The following is a 14781-nucleotide window of genomic DNA, read 5'->3' as shown; positions in this document are numbered from 1 at the left end:
ATGAAGCGGCACGCGGATGCGCAGGCGCGCGAACCCACCGATCGCGTCGCCGCGAAGGCGCCGGAGCGCGACCGGCCGCCCCAGCGCGTCGCCTTGACCTACGAACTGGTGCCGGCCGGCACGGCGGGCGCAGGCCCGGTGCATCACCCGCTGCTCGCACTGCTCGACGCGGTGCGTGCGGGCGGCTCGATCTCGGCGGCTGCGGCGCGGCTCGACATGTCCTACCGCCACGCCTGGGGCGAGCTGCGCCGCTGGGAGCAGGTGCTGGGCCGCGAGCTGATCCACTGGGGCAAGGGCCGCCATGCGGCGCTCGCTCCCTTCGGCGAGAAGCTGCTGTGGGCCGAGAAGCGCGCGCAGGCGCGGCTCGCGCCGCAGATCGAGGGCCTGCGCATGGAACTGGAGCGCGCCTTCGCCGATGCCTTCGACGATCGGGTCGACGTGCTTTCGATGTGCGCGAGCCACGACGAGGCGTTGCCGCGCCTGCGCGAGCTGGCGCTCGCCGAGCAGCTGCACCTGGACCTGACGTTCGCGAGCAGCACCGCGGCGCTCGACGCGCTCGACGCCGGCCGCGCGATGCTCGCCGGCTTCCACGTGATCGACGGCGCCGTGCGCGGCTCGCCGAGCGCGAGGGCGTGGCGTGCCCGGCTCAAGCCGGGGCGCCACAAGCTGATCGGCTTCGCCGAGCGCAGCCAGGGCTTGATGCTCGCGCCAGGCAACCCGCTCGCGCTTGGCTCGCTTGCCGACCTGCTGCGCCCCGGCCTGCGCGTCGCCGGGCGCGCCGCGGGCACCGGCACGCGCGTGCTGCTCGACGAGCTGGCGCAGCGCGCCGGGCTCGCGCTGCCGGCACGCTGGGCGCTGGTCGAGCCCTCGCATGCGGCCTGCGCGCAGGCGGTCGCGAGCGGCGCGGCCGACGCGGCCTTCGGGCTCGAAGCGGCGGCGCGTGCTGCGGGGCTGGGCTTCGTCGCGATCGCGCGCGAGCGCTACTTCCTGGTCGCGCTGAAAAGCGCGCTCGACGAGCCCGCGATGCGCCGGTTGATCGCGCTGCTCGGCTCGGCGGCTTGGGCGCAGGCGCTCGCGGCGCTGCCCGGCTACCGCGCGACCGAGCCCGGCGCGGTGCTCGCGTTGACCAAGGTGCTGCCGTGGTGGTCCTACCCGCGGCCGCGATGAATCCCGAAGCGAAGGAGCGAACGATGAAGTGGTTGCGGTTCAGGCACGAAGGTGCGATCGGTTTCGGCACGCTGGCCGGCGACGCCGTCGAAGTGCACGAGGGCTCGATGTTCGACAGCCCGCGGGCCACCGGCGCGCGCCTCGCGCTCGCCGCGATCGAATGGCTCGTGCCCTGCGTGCCGGCCAAGGTGATCGGCCTGTGGAACAACTTCGGCGCACTGGCCGACAAGAACGGCTGGGCGCGGCCGGCCGAGCCGCTGTACTTCCTGAAGGCGACCAGCAGCCTGGCGGCGCACGGCCAGGCGATCCCCGCGCCGCCGGCCGACGCGGGCCGCATCGCCTACGAAGGCGAGCTCGCGATCGTGATCGGCCGGCGCGCGCAGCGGGTGTCGGTCGAGGACGCATCAGCGCACGTCTTCGGCTACGCCTGCGCGAACGACGTGACCGCGATCGAGCTGCTCCACCGCGACGCCAGCTTCGCGCAATGGGCGCGCGCGAAAAGCTTCGACGGCTTCGGCGCGATCGGCCCCGTCGTCGACACCGCCTTCGATCCCTCCGCCGCGACGCTGCGCACCCGCGTCGCCGGCCGCGAGCGGCAGAACTACCCGCTCGCCGACATGCTGTTCGGCCCGGCCGAGCTGGTCTCGCGCCTGTCGCACGACATGACGCTCGAACCCGGCGACGTGATCCTCTGCGGCACTTCGCTCGGCGTGCTGCCGATGAAGCCGGGCAGCACGGTCGAAGTCGAGATCGACGGCCTGGGCACGCTGAGCAACACCTTCGGTTGAGGCGGCGCCCTCCCCCGAACGAGGCGTTGCGCTCCGTCGTTCAACCGAGGGGGCGCGCAAGGCCCGCCACTAAGCTGAATCCATGCCTGCGAGGTGCATGCGATGAAGCTGATGCTCAAGTTCAACCTGGTGTTCGCGGCGGTCTTCGCCGTCGGGCTGCTGGCGACCGGCAGCGTGACGCGCGGGCTGCTCACCCGCCACGCGCAGGACGAGGTGCTGCAGCACGCGCGCTTCATGATGGAGAAGGCGACCGCGGTGCGCGCCTACACCTCGAGCCAGATCGCGCCGCTGCTCGAAGCGCAGATGCGCAACGCCTTCCTGCCGCAGTCGGTGCCGGCGTATTCGGCGACCGAGGTGCTGGGCAAGCTCGCGAAGGTCTACCCCGACTACAGCTACAAGGAAGCGACGCTGAACCCGACCAATCCGCGCGACCGCGCGGTCGAATGGGAAGCCGACCTGATCGCCGGGTTCAAGAAGTCGGGCGCGGGCAAGGAGTTCGTGGGCGAGCGCGACACGCCCAGCGGCCGCTCGCTCTACGTCGCGCGGCCGATCCGCATCGCCGATGCCGCCTGCCTGCGCTGCCACAGCACGGTCGATGCGGCGCCGGCGCCGATGGTCGCGCGCTACGGCCCTGCCAACGGCTTCGGCTGGCACGAGGGCGAGATCGTCGGCGCCCAGCTCGTCTCGGTGCCGATGGCGGTGCCGCTGGCGCGCGCGAAGAGCGCTTGGCTCACGTTCATGGCGCTGCTGACGGTGGTGTTCGCCGCGATCGCCGTCGCGCTGAACCTGCTGCTGTGGCGCTTCGTCGTGCAGCCGGTCGCGGAGCTTTCGGCGCTGGCCGATCGGGTCAGCCGCGGCGATGCCTCGGCGCCCGCCTTCTCCAGCGCGAGCGACTTCGGCGACGACGAGATCAGCGTCCTCGCGCGCTCCTTCGTGCGCATGCGCAAGAGCCTCGCGCAGGCGATGAAGATGCTCGCCGCGAGCCCGGCCTGAGCGAGGCGACCGTGGCCGCCGTCCTGCAAGCCGGCACCGCGCGCCCGAGCCTCGGCGCGCTGCACCCGGCGCGGCTCGGCAAGTACGAGCTGCTCGGCATCGTCGGCGTTGGCGCGATGGGCACCGTCTACCAGGGCATCGATCCGCTGCTGCAGCGGCCGGTGGCGGTGAAGGCGATCCACCCGCACCTGCTGCGCGATCCGGCGTCGGACCTCTCGGTCACCGACCGCTTCCGCAACGAGGCGCAAGCCGCGGGCCGGCTGTCGCACCCGGGGATCGTTCCGGTCTACGAATACGGCGAGGACGACCGCTGCGCCTTCATCGCGATGGAGTTCGTGCGCGGGCTGACGCTCTCGCGCTTCCTCGCCGCGAGCGGACCGCTGAGCGAGGACGAGGTGCTAAGCATCGCGGTGCAGCTGCTCGAAGCGCTGCACCACGCGCACGAGCAGGGCGTGTGGCATCGCGACATCAAGCCGGGCAATCTGATGCTCACCGCCGACGGCTGCGTGAAGGTCACCGACTTCGGGATCGCGCGGCTCGCGTCGACGGCCTTGCTGCCGGCCTCGCCGCACACCGAGCTGCTGGTCGGATCGCCCGGCTACATCGCGCCCGAGCGCTACGCGGGCGTGGCGCCCGATCGGCGCGTCGACATCTTTTCCTGCGGCGTGCTGCTGCACCAGTTGTTGAGCGGCGCGCCGCCTTTCGCCGGCTCGGCGTCGGAGGTGATGTTCCAGGTGATGCATCGCGATCCGCCGCCGGCATCGCAGTCGCACGACGGCCGCGGCCCGGGCAACCCGGCCTTCGACGCGGTGGTGCTCAAGGCGCTCGCGCGCCGGCCCGGCGACCGCTACGCGACCGCGCTCGAACTGCGCGACGCGCTGCTCGGCGTCGCGATGCGTCCGGTGAGCCGCAGGCTCAGGCTCACGCCGGCACGTCAGGCGTGGATCGGGGACGGCGGCACCGCGCCCGGTGCGGCGGCCGGGTCACGCGGCGCGCCGTCGCGGGCGCAGCGGCTGGTCGTCGTGCGCAGCGCTGCGGCGCCCCGCCCGCGCGGGGCGATGCCCGCGGCCGAGGCAACGCACCCGAGCGCACCGGCGAACACCGGCAGCGCGGGCCCGCGCTGGCCGCCGGCGCTGCTCGGCGCCATCGAGGACGCGCTGATCGACGCGCTCGGCCCGATCGCGCGCGTGCTCGTGCCACGCACCGCGGCCGGCTGCGCCGACCTGCCGACGCTGATGCACAGCCTCGCCGCCGAAGGCTTGAGCGCGCAGGAGCAGCAGGCCTTCTTCGCCGCGGTGCGGCAGCGGCTCGCTCGCGAAGAGGCGGTGCGCCGCGCACCGAACCCCGCCGCGGCGGCGCCCGCGCCGCAACCCTTGCCGCGCCACGAGCCGCCGCTGCTGGAGGATGCCGCGACCCTCGTCGTGCTGTGGCCCGCGACGATCGAGCGTGCGCAGGCGCTGCTCACCGCCCACCTCGGCCCGGTCGCGGCGCTGCTGATGCAGCGCGCGCTGGCGCGGCGCGGCGATCGCGATGGCTTCTTCCTCGCGCTTGCCGACGAAGCCGAGGGCTGCATCGATCGGCGCGGCCTGCTGAAGGCGCTGCAGCGGCTGGCGTGATGCCGGCGGCCCCAAGCGCCGCTCGAGGCTCCGCACGCGAGCCTGCTGGGCGCTGGCGCACGGCGGCTCGGAGCGCGTCTCCTGTGACCCGCGGCCCTTGCGGCAGGTACGAGGGGCCTTGCGTCCGAGCGGCCCGAAGCGGGCTGCGGCCCGGCGATGCGCCGAGCCTCAGAGTGCCGGTGCGAGCGCCAAGCGCGAGCCGCTGTTCTTCAACGTCTTGCCCAGCAGCCGCGTCGCCGCGCAGATCGCGTCGAGCGTCGGCGTCGGCGTCCCGGTGATGCGGCCCAGCTCCACGACGCTGCCCAGCAGCGCTTCGAGTTCGAGCGCGCGGCCGGCTTCGACGTCCTGCAGCATCGAGGTCTTGTGCGCGCCGATCGCCTCGGCGCCCGCGATGCGCTGTTCGATGCTGATCTTGAATTGCACGCCGAGCTTCTCGGCCACCGTCTTGGCCTCGCTCATCATCGCCACCGCGAGCTCCCGCGTGGGGCCGAAGCGGCAGATGTCCTCGAGCGTCGCGTGCGTCAGCGCGCTGATCGGGTTGAAGCACAGGTTGCCCCATAGCTTGACCCAGATCTCGCCACGGATGTCCTTGGCGACGGGGCTCTTGAAGCCGGCCGAGATCATCGCCTTCGACAAGGCTTCGATGCGCGGGCTGCGCGTGCCGTCGGGCTCGCCGAGCGTGAACCGGTTGCCCTCGATCACCTTCACCACGCCGGGCTCGACGAGTTCGGCCGCCGGGTAGACGACGCTTCCGATCACCCGCTCCGGCTCGATGTGCGCGGCGATCACGCCGCCCGGATCGACGCTCTCGAGCTGCCGGCCTTCGTAGGGGCCGGCGAGCTTGTGGAAGTACCACCAGGGCAGTCCGTTGATCATCGTGACGACCGCGGTCTCGGGGCCGAACAGGCCACGCATCGCCGGCAGCAGGTCCTTTACCTGATGCGCCTTCACGGTGAGCAGCACCGCGTCCTGGGGCCCGGCTTCGGCGGGGTCCTGCACCGCCTTCGCGGTCGGTGCGTGCAGCGTGCTGCCGTCCTCCAGGATCAGCTTGAAGCCGTTGGCGCGGATCGCCGCCAGGTTCTTGTTGCGCGCGACGAAGGTGACGTCTTCGCCGGCATGCGCGAGCCGCGCGCCGAGCAGGCCGCCGATCGCGCCGGCGCCGACGATCGCGAGCTTCATTGCGCGCTCCTGCGCGCTCGCCCAGCGGTGCTCATGCGGCGCGCTCCTGGGCCTTGAGCGTCTCGCGCAGCTTGCCGAGCAGCGGCCACAGCAGCATCGCCAAGGCCAGCGCGACGATCGAGCCGACCAGGCCGTTGCTCCAGAAGATCGAAAGACTCCCCTGGCTCAGCAGCATCGCCTGGCGGAAGCTGGCCTCGGCCATGTCGCCGAGCACGAGCGCCAGCACCAGCGGCGCGAGCGGGTACTTGAGCTTCTTGAACAGGTAGCCGACCACGCCGAAGCCCAGCATCAGCCAGACGTCGAACATCGACTGGTGCACCGTGTACGCGCCGATCGCGCAGATCACGATGATCACCGGCGCGATCACCGAGAACGGGATGCGCAGGATCGCCGCCCAGAACGGCACCGTCGTCAGCACCACCAGCAAGCCGACGATGTTGCCGAGGTACATCGAGGCGATCAGGCCCCAGACGAAGTCCTTCTGCTCGACGAACAGCATCGGCCCCGGCTGCAGGCCCCAGATCAGCAGGCCGCCGAGCAGCACCGCCGCCGTCGGCGAGCCCGGGATGCCGAGCGTGAGCATCGGCAGCAGCGCCGAGGTGCCGGCCGCATGCGCCGCGGTCTCGGGCGCGACGACGCCTTCGATCTGCCCCTTGCCGAAGCTCTGCGGATCCTTGTGCGAGCGCTGCGCGATGCCGTAGCTCATGAACGACGCGGGCGTCGCGCCGCCGGGCGTGATGCCCATCCAGCAGCCGACGGCCGTCGAGCGCACGAAGGTCCACCAGTAGCGCGGCAGTTCCTTCCATGTGGTCCACACCACCTTCGGGTCGATCTTGGCGCTCTTGCCCTTGAACGCGAGCCCCTCTTCCATCGTCAGCAGGATCTCGCCGATGCCGAACAGGCCGATGACCGCGATCAGGAAGTCGAAGCCTTTCAGCAGCTCGGGCACGCCGAAGGTCATGCGCAGGTTGCCGGTGACGCTGTCGAGGCCCACGGCCGCGAGCGCGAAGCCCAGCATCATCGAAGCGATCACCTTCGCCGGCGGCTCCTTGCTCATACCGACGAAGCTGCAGAAGGTCAGCAGCTGCACCGCGAAGAACTCGGCCGGCCCGAACTTCAGCGCGAACTTCGCCAGCAGCGGCGCGAGGAAGGTGATCAGTGCCACCGCGAACAGCGCGCCGACGAAGCTGGAGGTGAAGGCGGCGGTCAGCGCCTGCGCGGCACGGCCCTGCTGGGCCATCGGGTAGCCGTCAAAGGTGGTCGCGACGCTCCACGGCTCGCCGGGGATGTTGAACAGGATCGAGGTGATCGCCCCGCCGAACAGCGCACCCCAATAGATGCAGCTCAGCATGATGATCGCCGAGGTGGGATTCATGCTGAAGGTCAGCGGAAGCAGGATCGCGATGCCGTTCGCACCGCCGAGCCCCGGCAGCACGCCGATCAGCACGCCGAGCGTGATGCCGACGAGCATGAAGCCGAGGTTGGGCAGCGTCAGCGCGACGCCGAAACCGTGGATCAGGTTGCCGAGTTCTTCCATGGACTGCCTGCCGCGTTGAGAACCCGGGTGCGGCTCAGAAGCCGAGCGCGCGTTCGATGAAACCCTTGGGCAGCGGCACCAGGAACCAGCGCTCGAAGACCAGGAAGAAGAAGACCGGCACGCCGATCGACACGCTCGCCGTCGCGGCAAAGCCGTAGCGGCCGTGGCGCTTCATGAAGTAGGCGATCAGCAGCAGCGACGCGAGATAGATGCCCAGCGTCGCGACGCCGAACACGTAGACCGCGATCGGCACCAGCACCGCGATCACCAGCGCGAGCTGCGATTTCTCGGCGAAGGCCTCGTCGGCCTGGCGCCAGCGCCGCACCACGCCGAACAGCACGCTCGCCGACGACAGCACGAGCCCGAGGCCGATGTAGAAAGGGAAGTAGCCCGAGCGCGGCCCGTCGTCGGCCCAGCCGATGCCCACGCGCAGGCTGTCGGCGATCACCAGCGCGCCGAGCGCGAGCAGCAGCAGCGCGACTGCAGTCTCGGGCCAGCGGGTGCCGATGCTTGCGCTGCCGTCTGAATCACTCATTGAACCACCTCATCCCGTCAAGCCGAGCGCTTCGAACCAGCCCCTCCAGCAGCCGCCGCGGATCCGGCTTGGCCGGTCCGCCAGCGGCGCCCCCTCGAGGGGGAGCGGCGAAGCCGCAACGGGGGTGGACCTAATTCGCCAGGAAGCCGGCTTCCTTCATCAGCACGCGATGCGCCTGTTCGTTCTTGCCGAGCCAGTCGGAGAACTCAGCCCCTGCAAGCGCGGTGGTGTTGAACGCGCCCTTCTCCATGAAGTCTTTCCACTCCGGCAGCGCGCGCACCTTTTTGAACAGCTCGGTGTAGTACGCGACCTCGTCCGGCTTCACGCCCGGCGGCATGAAGATGCCGCGCAGCATCACGTAGTCGACCGGCACGCCGGCCGAGGTGCAGGTCGGGATGTCGCTCCAGCTTTGCGTCGCGGTCAGCTTGGCCTTGTAGGGCATCGGCTGCTTGTCGAAGACGCACAGCGGGCGCAGCTTGCCGGCGCGCCAGTGGCTTTCGGCCTCGATCGGGTTGTTGACCGTCGAATCGACGTGCTTGCCGACCAGCTGCACCGCCACGTCGCCGCCGCCCTTGAACGGGATGTAGGTGATCTTCTTGGCCGCCGCCTTCTCGAGCAGCACGGTGATGATCTGGTCTTCCTGCTTCGAGCCGGTGCCGCCCATCTTGAAGCTCTTGTCGGGCTGGGCCTTCACCGCATCCAGGTAGGCCTTCGCGGTCTTGTGCGGAGACTCCTCGTTGACCCACAGAACGAACTGGTCGAGCGCGAGCATCTGCACCGGCGTGAGGTCGCGCCAGTTGAAGGGCACGCCGGTCGCCAGCGGCGTGGTGAACAGGTTCGAGAGCGTGATGACGATCTTGTGCGGATTGCCCTTGTCGTTCTTCACGTCGAGGAAGCCCTCGGCGCCGGCACCGCCGGAGCGGTTGACGACGACGATGGGCTGCTTGCTCAGGTTGTTCTTCGCGACCACGCCCTGGATGAAGCGCGCCATCTGATCGGCCCCGCCGCCGGTGCCCGCGGGCACGACGAACTCGATCGGCTTCGTCGGCTCCCAGGCCGCCGCCGGGGCGGCCGCCAACACCGAGGCGACGGCGCTTGCCGCCAGCAGATTGCGTGTGATGCCCATGGCGTGCTCCTAGCGTGGAAGATGGGTGGAATGCGGCGCGCTTCAGCCGAGGCCGAGCTTTTGCGCGAGGCCGATGCGTTGCAGCTTGCCGGTCGCGCCCTTCGGGATCTCGTCCATGAAGAGGATCTTCTTCGGCACCTTGTAGTCGGCCGCGCGCTTGGCGACGAAATCCTGGATCTCGCGCTCGGTCGCGCTCGCGCCTTCCTTGAGGACGACGACCGCGGCGACCTCCTCGCCGAGCTTCGGATGCGGCATGCCGAACACCACGCACTGGCCGACCGCCGGGTGGTCCATCAGCAGTTCGTCGATTTCGCGCGGGCTCACCTTCTCGCCGCCGCGGTTGATGATTTCCTTCAGCCGGCCGGTCAGGCTCAGGTAGCCGTCGGCGTCCTTGGAGCCTTGATCGCCGGTGCGGAACCAGCCGTTGCGGAAACCCTCGGCATTCGCCTTCTCGTTGTTCTCGTAGCCGGCGGTCACGTTGGCGCCGCGGATCACGATCTCGCCGACTTGGCCGGCAGCCAGCAGCGAGCCGTCCTCGCCCATGATCTCCACCTCCGGCCCCGCCGGCAGCCCGACCGCACCGGGCTTGCGCGCCGCAGGCGGCAGCGGGTTGCTCGCCATCTGGTGCGTCGCCTCGGTCATGCCATAGGCCTCGATCAGCGGCGCCTTGAAGACTTCCTCGAGCTCCTTGATCACCTGCGTCGGCATCGACGACGACGACGAGCGCAGGAAGCGCAGCGGATGCCGCGCGATCACCTCGAGATTGCCCTTCGCGCGCTGCAGGATCGCCTGGTGCATCGTCGGCACCGCGGTGTACCAGGTGGGCTTGGCTTCCTCCATCCACGCGAAGAACTTCAGCGCGTTGAATCCCGGGGTGCAGAACACCTGCGAGCCGGCCGAAAGCGGCGCCAGCACTCCGGCGATGAGGCCGTGGATGTGGAACAGCGGCATGATGTTCAGGCCGCAATCGTTCGCGGCGAACGCGAGCGTCGTGCGGATGTTGTTCGCCGAGGCGAACAGGTTGCCCACTGACAGCGGCACGATCTTCGGCCGCGAGGTGGTGCCCGAGGTGTGCAGCACCATGCCGATGTCGCCGGGCTCGCCGTAGCCGCCCCGGGCCGCTGCCGTCGAGGACTTGCCGTCGCGGGCGCGCAGTTCGAATTCGCCGGCCGAGGCGCCGGCCGGCACCACCAGATCGGCGACGCGGACCCCCAGCTGCTCGGCCACGCCGATCGCCGGCGAGGTGCTGCCCTGCTCGACGATCAGCAGCTTGGCCTTCAGATCGGAAAGGTAGAACTCGAACTCGTCGGCGCGGTAGGCCGGGTTGAGCGGCGCGCTGGTGGTGCCGGATGCGCAGGCGATAAAGCAGCTCGCCATTTCGGGACCGTTGTTCAGCACGATCGCGACGCGGTCGTTGCGGCCGACGCCCATCGCATTCAGGCTTGCCAGGGTCTTGTCGACCAACTTGCGCAGGCCGCCGTGCGTCAGGGCTGCGCGTCCGGGCGCTGCGATCGCGGGAGCGGCCTCGGCGCCGGCGCCGAACAAGGTCTTCAAGGTGGACATGGTGGTCGTACTGCAACCGCACTGCGAAACGAGGCGCGGGTTATAGCAGCCCGCTTGCGACCTGCACGGAAGGGAAACGCCGAATGCGGATGCCGGACGCCACCGTGCGGCGAGGCCCCCGCCCGCGCTGTTGCGCAGGCGGGCGATCGAGCGCTCGCGCTACTGAACCTTGACTTCGACGCGCCGGGCTGAAGGGTCCTCGCCGCCGCCGTTGGCCTGCATCTCGACCGGCTTGGCCAGGGCGACCCGCTCGGTCGCGATGCCGGCGCCGAGCAGGCTGTCGCGCACGGTGAACGCGCGCTGCTTGGCCAGCTCGGCATTGAGGTCGGCGCCGCCGCTGGCGGAGTGGAAGCCGGAGATCGTAGCCTTCAGGTTCGCGTCGGCCTTCATCGCGTCGATCAGCTGCGTCATCGACTGCGCCTGCGGAGCTTGGAGCGTCGAGGAGCCGGTCGCGAAGTACATCAAAGCGAATTTCGGCTCGGCCACCGGCGGCGGCAGGCCCGAGGTGACCGGCGCGGTCGGCGCCACCGCCCCGCCGCTCAGGGTCAGCAGCTCCGGATAGTCCTTCGCCATCTGCGCACCGTAGAGCGGCTTGTAGGCGCCCTGATGGCAAGTGCCGCAGCCGACCTTGCCGATGTCGCCGGTGGGGCCCTTGTGCGCCGCCGGGATCTGGTCGGTGAGCGGCACGACGTAGTTCTGATTCAGATCGCGCGCCATGCGGATGCCGTACCACGCCGTCGTGCGCTGCGGCGTGCTGGTGTCCCAAGTCTGGAACGAGCGGGAGTTGTGGCAGTAGGTGCAGTTCACGCCGAGCGAGCTCGACATGTGCATCATCAAGCCGTAGGTCCACTCGGCCTGCTTGGTCGACTGCCGGTTGCCGGTGGGCAGCGCGGTGGGGCCGACGACGCGGATCTCGTCGGCCTTCAGCAGCATCGCGGAGAACGGATCCTCGGGCAGCGACGTCAGCCCGACCTGCGGCGACGCGAGGTTCTGCTCGCCGCGATAGCCGACCATGCCGCGCGTGGCGGTGCGCTCGGGCGGCTGCGCGTACCAGGCCTGCGTCGGCACCGGCTGGCCGCGGTGGCAGGTGTAGCAGGTGACGCCGGTTTGGCCGACGTGCTTCTGCCAGTCGGCGTTCACGTGCTGCGTCATCTGCAGCATGCGGCGCGCGACCACCTTGGCGTACTTGCTGTCGTCGGCCAGGTTCGCGAGGTTGTGGCAGTAAGCACAGCCCTGGTCCGGCGAGACCCAGTTGGTGATCGCCGTCATGTTGCGGGTGAACTGCGCGACGCTCAGGTCGCCCAGCACCTGCACGTTCTTGTAGACGTCGCGCGCCTTCGGACCGTCGGCCGGCACCTGCGGCAGCGCTTCCGGCGCCTCGTTCAGCGCGGCCTGGCTCGCGAGGATGCGCGGGTTGTAGATCTGGTCCATGCCGGTGCCGCGGTAGCCGTGCTGCACAGCCTCGATCGGCGGCCGCTCGCCGCAGCCGGCCAGCAGCATCAGCGCGGCGGCCGCGAGGAACAGCCAGGGCGTCGAGCGCGAGAACGCGCTGGTTTTGTCGAGACGCTTCTTCATCACTGGCCTCCTGGCAGGGTGGCGGGATCAATGACCGGCGGGAACACCGAGGGGTACGAGGGCGCGACGCCGTGCTTCACCGCCCACAGATACCAGTTGTCCACCACTGTGCCGGTGAGCAGGATGCCGATGCCACCGGTCAGCGGGCACAGCACCGCAAACCACCAGGCATAGCGGTGGATCGATTCCATCGTCGCGTTGAAGCCCATCGTCCAGCGCCAGAACAGCGCGGCGCGCTCGCTGGCCGTGCCGCGGTCGACGATCTGCTCGATCTCGCGTTCGCCGCCGAAGCGGCTGACCGCGAGGATGGTCGCCCCGTGCATCGCGAACAACAGCGCCGACCCGTACAGGAAGACGATGCTGAGCATGTGGAACGGGTTGTAGAAGAGGTTGCCGTAGCGGATCGAGAACGCCGCGGTCCAGTCGAGGTGCGGGAAGATCCCGAACGGCACCGACTCGCCCCAGGTGCCCATCAGCACCGGCCGGATCAGCCCCAGCACCAGCATCAGCCAGATCGCCGCGGCGAAGGCCCAGGCCACGTGCGTGCCCATGCCGAGCTGGCGTGCGCGGGTGTACATGCGCGCCCACCAGAGCAGCACCGAGATCGTGAGGAACAGCCCGGCGATCTGCCACCAGCCGCCCGCGTTCAACGGCGCGAGGCCCAGGCCGTTGCCGGCCGCCGGCGGCTCGAGCGCCAGCCAGAACAGCTGCCGCACGAACTGGATGACGTTCCAGTCCACCGAGGCCAGCATGTTGAGCCCGGTGATCACGAAAGCCAACGTGAAGAAGATCGCCGACGCGAGCCCGAGCGAGCCGAGGTAGATCGGCCCGATCTGCGCGTTGCCGATGCGCCCGGCGAGATGCGAGAGGAAGGGCTGCCCGCTGCGCGGCGAGTTGCCGGGGGGCAGCGGCACGCCGTCGTGCACCGGCCCGACGACCTGGAGCTGCGTGAAGAGGTTCTGGTACTCGGCCATGGATGTCTCCTCGCTGCGCGCTTACTGCAAAGGCCACTGGGACCAGATCGGCAGGTTGAGCCACCAGCCCCACCACTCCGGCCAACCGCGGGTCCAGAAGGGCCCGCTGATCACGATGCATACCGCGCTCCAGAAGCCCGACGAGAGGGCGAGGAACAAGCCAAGGCGGTGAATGCCCAGCGTGCCGATCGAGTAGCCGATCGTGTCGCGGAAGAAGGTGTCCTCGTGCTCCGGCGTCTTGACCACTTCGCCCTTGCCGGGGTTGGTCGCCGAAAGCACCAGCGCGCCGTGCAGCGAAAGCGCGAGGCAGGTGGTGAAGAAGAAGCTCACCGCCAGCATGTGCGCCGGGTTGTAGTGGAAGTGCAGGTACTGGTAGCCGGTGTTCGAGACCCAGTCGAGGTGACTCATGATCCCGTAGGGGAAGCCGTGGCCCCAGGCGCCCATCAGCACCGGGCGGATCACCACCAGCGACACGTACGCGAAGATCGCGACGCCGAAGGCGAAGGGCACGTGGTAGCCCATGCCGAGCTTGCGGCAGATCTCCACCTCGCGCAGCGCCCACGATACGAAGGCGCCGATCGCGCACACCGTGATCAGCTGCCAGAGCCCGCCTTCAAGAAGCGGCGCCATCCCCAGCCCGTACTTGAGGTCGGGCGGCGCGATGTTGATCTGCCAGACGTTCCAGGTCGGCCCTTGGGAGGCGCCCCAGAGGATCAGCGCGGTGCCGAGCAAGGTGAAGAAGATGGTGGTGACGCCGAAAAAGCCGACGTAGAACGGCCCGACCCAGAAGTCGAACAGATCGCCCCCGACCAGCGTGCCGCCACGCACTCGGTACTTGCGTTCGAAACTCAACACGGCCATGACCGTCTCCTCCGGTGGGGCGGCATCGAAGCCTCAAGGGCGGTTCGCTGCCGGCCGGATGTGTTCTGAAGGCACATCGAAGGCCGCCGTTTGGACGGCCTCCGGTGTGCTCCGGCCGAGCCCGAGGGCCCGGCCGCTGGACGCCGCGCTATTTCGCGGGCGTCGCTGCCGGCATCGCGCTGGACGCGGCGGCGGCCGATTTGCCGCCGTCGAGCCAGTTGAACCGGTTCGTGCTGAGCAGGACGAGATGAATCATCACTGCGAGCGCGAACAGGAAGATGCCTTGGATGACCATCGCACGAAGCGGGTCGAACAGTCGCCAGATACGCCACATGTTTGCGTTCTCCTTCGGTTGGTTGGGTGCGTCAACTGAGGTGGGACATCACGGTGTAGACCGCCGAGCGCACACCACCGATCAAAGACTTCTCGCCCTCGGCGCCCGGCAGCCACGTGCGCCAGTGCCAGGTCAGGACCTGGGCCAGCAACGCGACCACGAGGAACACCGCGAAACTCGTCAAGAAGATCCCCCGGTAGGCGAGCGAGTCGCCGTTCTCGGGTTGCTTCAGTGCATCGATCGTCGGGTAGGCCATGTCTTGCCCTCGGTTGCTAGTTCAAAGCCTCAGAGCCACGGGCGCCAGGTCCAGACCAGGAAGTGCGCCACCACCGCGATGGCCGTGAACCCGATGAACCCCTGCACCCAGAATTTGTGGAACTCCTGGGCTTCGGCATCGGTGAGGCCGGATATCGAGCCTTTTCTCTCCATAGGACTTGCTCCTTCAATCGGCCTGTCGGCCATGTCGCGCATCGCCCGCGCGGCGGGGGCAACGGCAGCTTTCGCTGCCGCGTCGGGGCATGCCGCGCGCAGCG

The 14781-nt window shown here is 69.6% G+C and carries 15 protein-coding genes; 4 read left to right on the top strand and 11 right to left on the bottom strand.

Annotation, left to right across the window (positions count from 1 at the left end):
* From VFR90_RS01170 to VFR90_RS01155, 4 genes are all read left to right on the top strand, one after another.
* A complete protein-coding gene (locus VFR90_RS01170; RefSeq protein ID WP_326404085.1) occupies window positions 1-1167 on the top strand; it encodes a substrate-binding domain-containing protein in 1167 nt (388 codons plus the stop codon).
* Window positions 1168-1190: 23 nt separating this feature from the next.
* Window positions 1191-1955, top strand: a complete 765-nt coding sequence (locus tag VFR90_RS01165; RefSeq protein ID WP_326404084.1) for a fumarylacetoacetate hydrolase family protein — start codon at window positions 1191-1193, stop codon at window positions 1953-1955.
* Window positions 1956-2057: 102 nt separating this feature from the next.
* Complete coding sequence (locus VFR90_RS01160; protein WP_326404083.1) at window positions 2058-2948, top strand: Tll0287-like domain-containing protein; 891 nt, start codon at window positions 2058-2060, stop codon at window positions 2946-2948.
* Window positions 2949-2959: 11 nt separating this feature from the next.
* Window positions 2960-4564, top strand: a complete 1605-nt coding sequence (locus VFR90_RS01155; RefSeq protein ID WP_326404082.1) for a serine/threonine-protein kinase — start codon at window positions 2960-2962, stop codon at window positions 4562-4564.
* A gap of 168 nt (window positions 4565-4732) precedes the next feature.
* Here VFR90_RS01155 and VFR90_RS01150 read toward each other — a convergent pair whose 3' ends face one another.
* The 11 genes from VFR90_RS01150 to pufB all read right to left on the bottom strand — a co-directional run bounded on the left by VFR90_RS01150 (window position 4733) and on the right by pufB (window position 14677).
* Entirely contained in the window at window positions 4733-5743 is a 1011-nt protein-coding gene (locus VFR90_RS01150; protein ID WP_326404080.1) for a 2-dehydropantoate 2-reductase, read from the bottom strand.
* 31 nt (window positions 5744-5774) lie between these two features.
* On the bottom strand, window positions 5775-7280 hold the full coding sequence (locus VFR90_RS01145) for a tripartite tricarboxylate transporter permease (protein WP_326404078.1): 1506 nt from the start codon (window positions 7278-7280) through the stop codon (window positions 5775-5777).
* Between the two features lie 34 nt (window positions 7281-7314).
* Complete coding sequence (locus VFR90_RS01140; protein ID WP_326404077.1) at window positions 7315-7815, bottom strand: tripartite tricarboxylate transporter TctB family protein; 501 nt, start codon at window positions 7813-7815, stop codon at window positions 7315-7317.
* Between the two features lie 130 nt (window positions 7816-7945).
* Window positions 7946-8941, bottom strand: a complete 996-nt coding sequence (locus VFR90_RS01135) for a Bug family tripartite tricarboxylate transporter substrate binding protein (RefSeq protein ID WP_326404076.1) — start codon at window positions 8939-8941, stop codon at window positions 7946-7948.
* Between the two features lie 42 nt (window positions 8942-8983).
* Window positions 8984-10504, bottom strand: a complete 1521-nt coding sequence (locus VFR90_RS01130) for an acyl--CoA ligase (RefSeq protein ID WP_326404075.1) — start codon at window positions 10502-10504, stop codon at window positions 8984-8986.
* Between the two features lie 159 nt (window positions 10505-10663).
* Window positions 10664-12079, bottom strand: a complete 1416-nt coding sequence (gene pufC / locus VFR90_RS01125; protein WP_326404074.1) for a photosynthetic reaction center cytochrome PufC — start codon at window positions 12077-12079, stop codon at window positions 10664-10666.
* A complete protein-coding gene (pufM, locus tag VFR90_RS01120) occupies window positions 12079-13053 on the bottom strand; it encodes a photosynthetic reaction center subunit M (RefSeq protein ID WP_326404072.1) in 975 nt (324 codons plus the stop codon). The genes pufC and pufM overlap by 1 nt, the downstream gene beginning before the upstream one ends.
* A 21-nt stretch (window positions 13054-13074) precedes the next feature.
* Window positions 13075-13914, bottom strand: a complete 840-nt coding sequence (gene pufL, locus VFR90_RS01115; RefSeq protein ID WP_326404071.1) for a photosynthetic reaction center subunit L — start codon at window positions 13912-13914, stop codon at window positions 13075-13077.
* Window positions 13915-14062: 148 nt separating this feature from the next.
* A complete protein-coding gene (pufA, locus tag VFR90_RS01110) occupies window positions 14063-14248 on the bottom strand; it encodes a light-harvesting antenna LH1, alpha subunit (RefSeq protein ID WP_326404070.1) in 186 nt (61 codons plus the stop codon).
* Between the two features lie 31 nt (window positions 14249-14279).
* A complete protein-coding gene (locus VFR90_RS01105) occupies window positions 14280-14504 on the bottom strand; it encodes a hypothetical protein (RefSeq protein ID WP_326404069.1) in 225 nt (74 codons plus the stop codon).
* Window positions 14505-14533: 29 nt separating this feature from the next.
* A complete protein-coding gene (pufB, locus tag VFR90_RS01100) occupies window positions 14534-14677 on the bottom strand; it encodes a light-harvesting antenna LH1, beta subunit (protein ID WP_326404196.1) in 144 nt (47 codons plus the stop codon).
* Window positions 14678-14781 lie beyond the last annotated feature (104 nt).

This window comes from Methylibium sp., from assembly GCF_035762065.1.
Classification (GTDB): Bacteria; Pseudomonadota; Gammaproteobacteria; order Burkholderiales; family Burkholderiaceae_C; genus Methylibium.
Note: the sequence above shows the minus strand (reverse complement) of the source record. Positions and strands in the feature narration are given on the sequence as shown.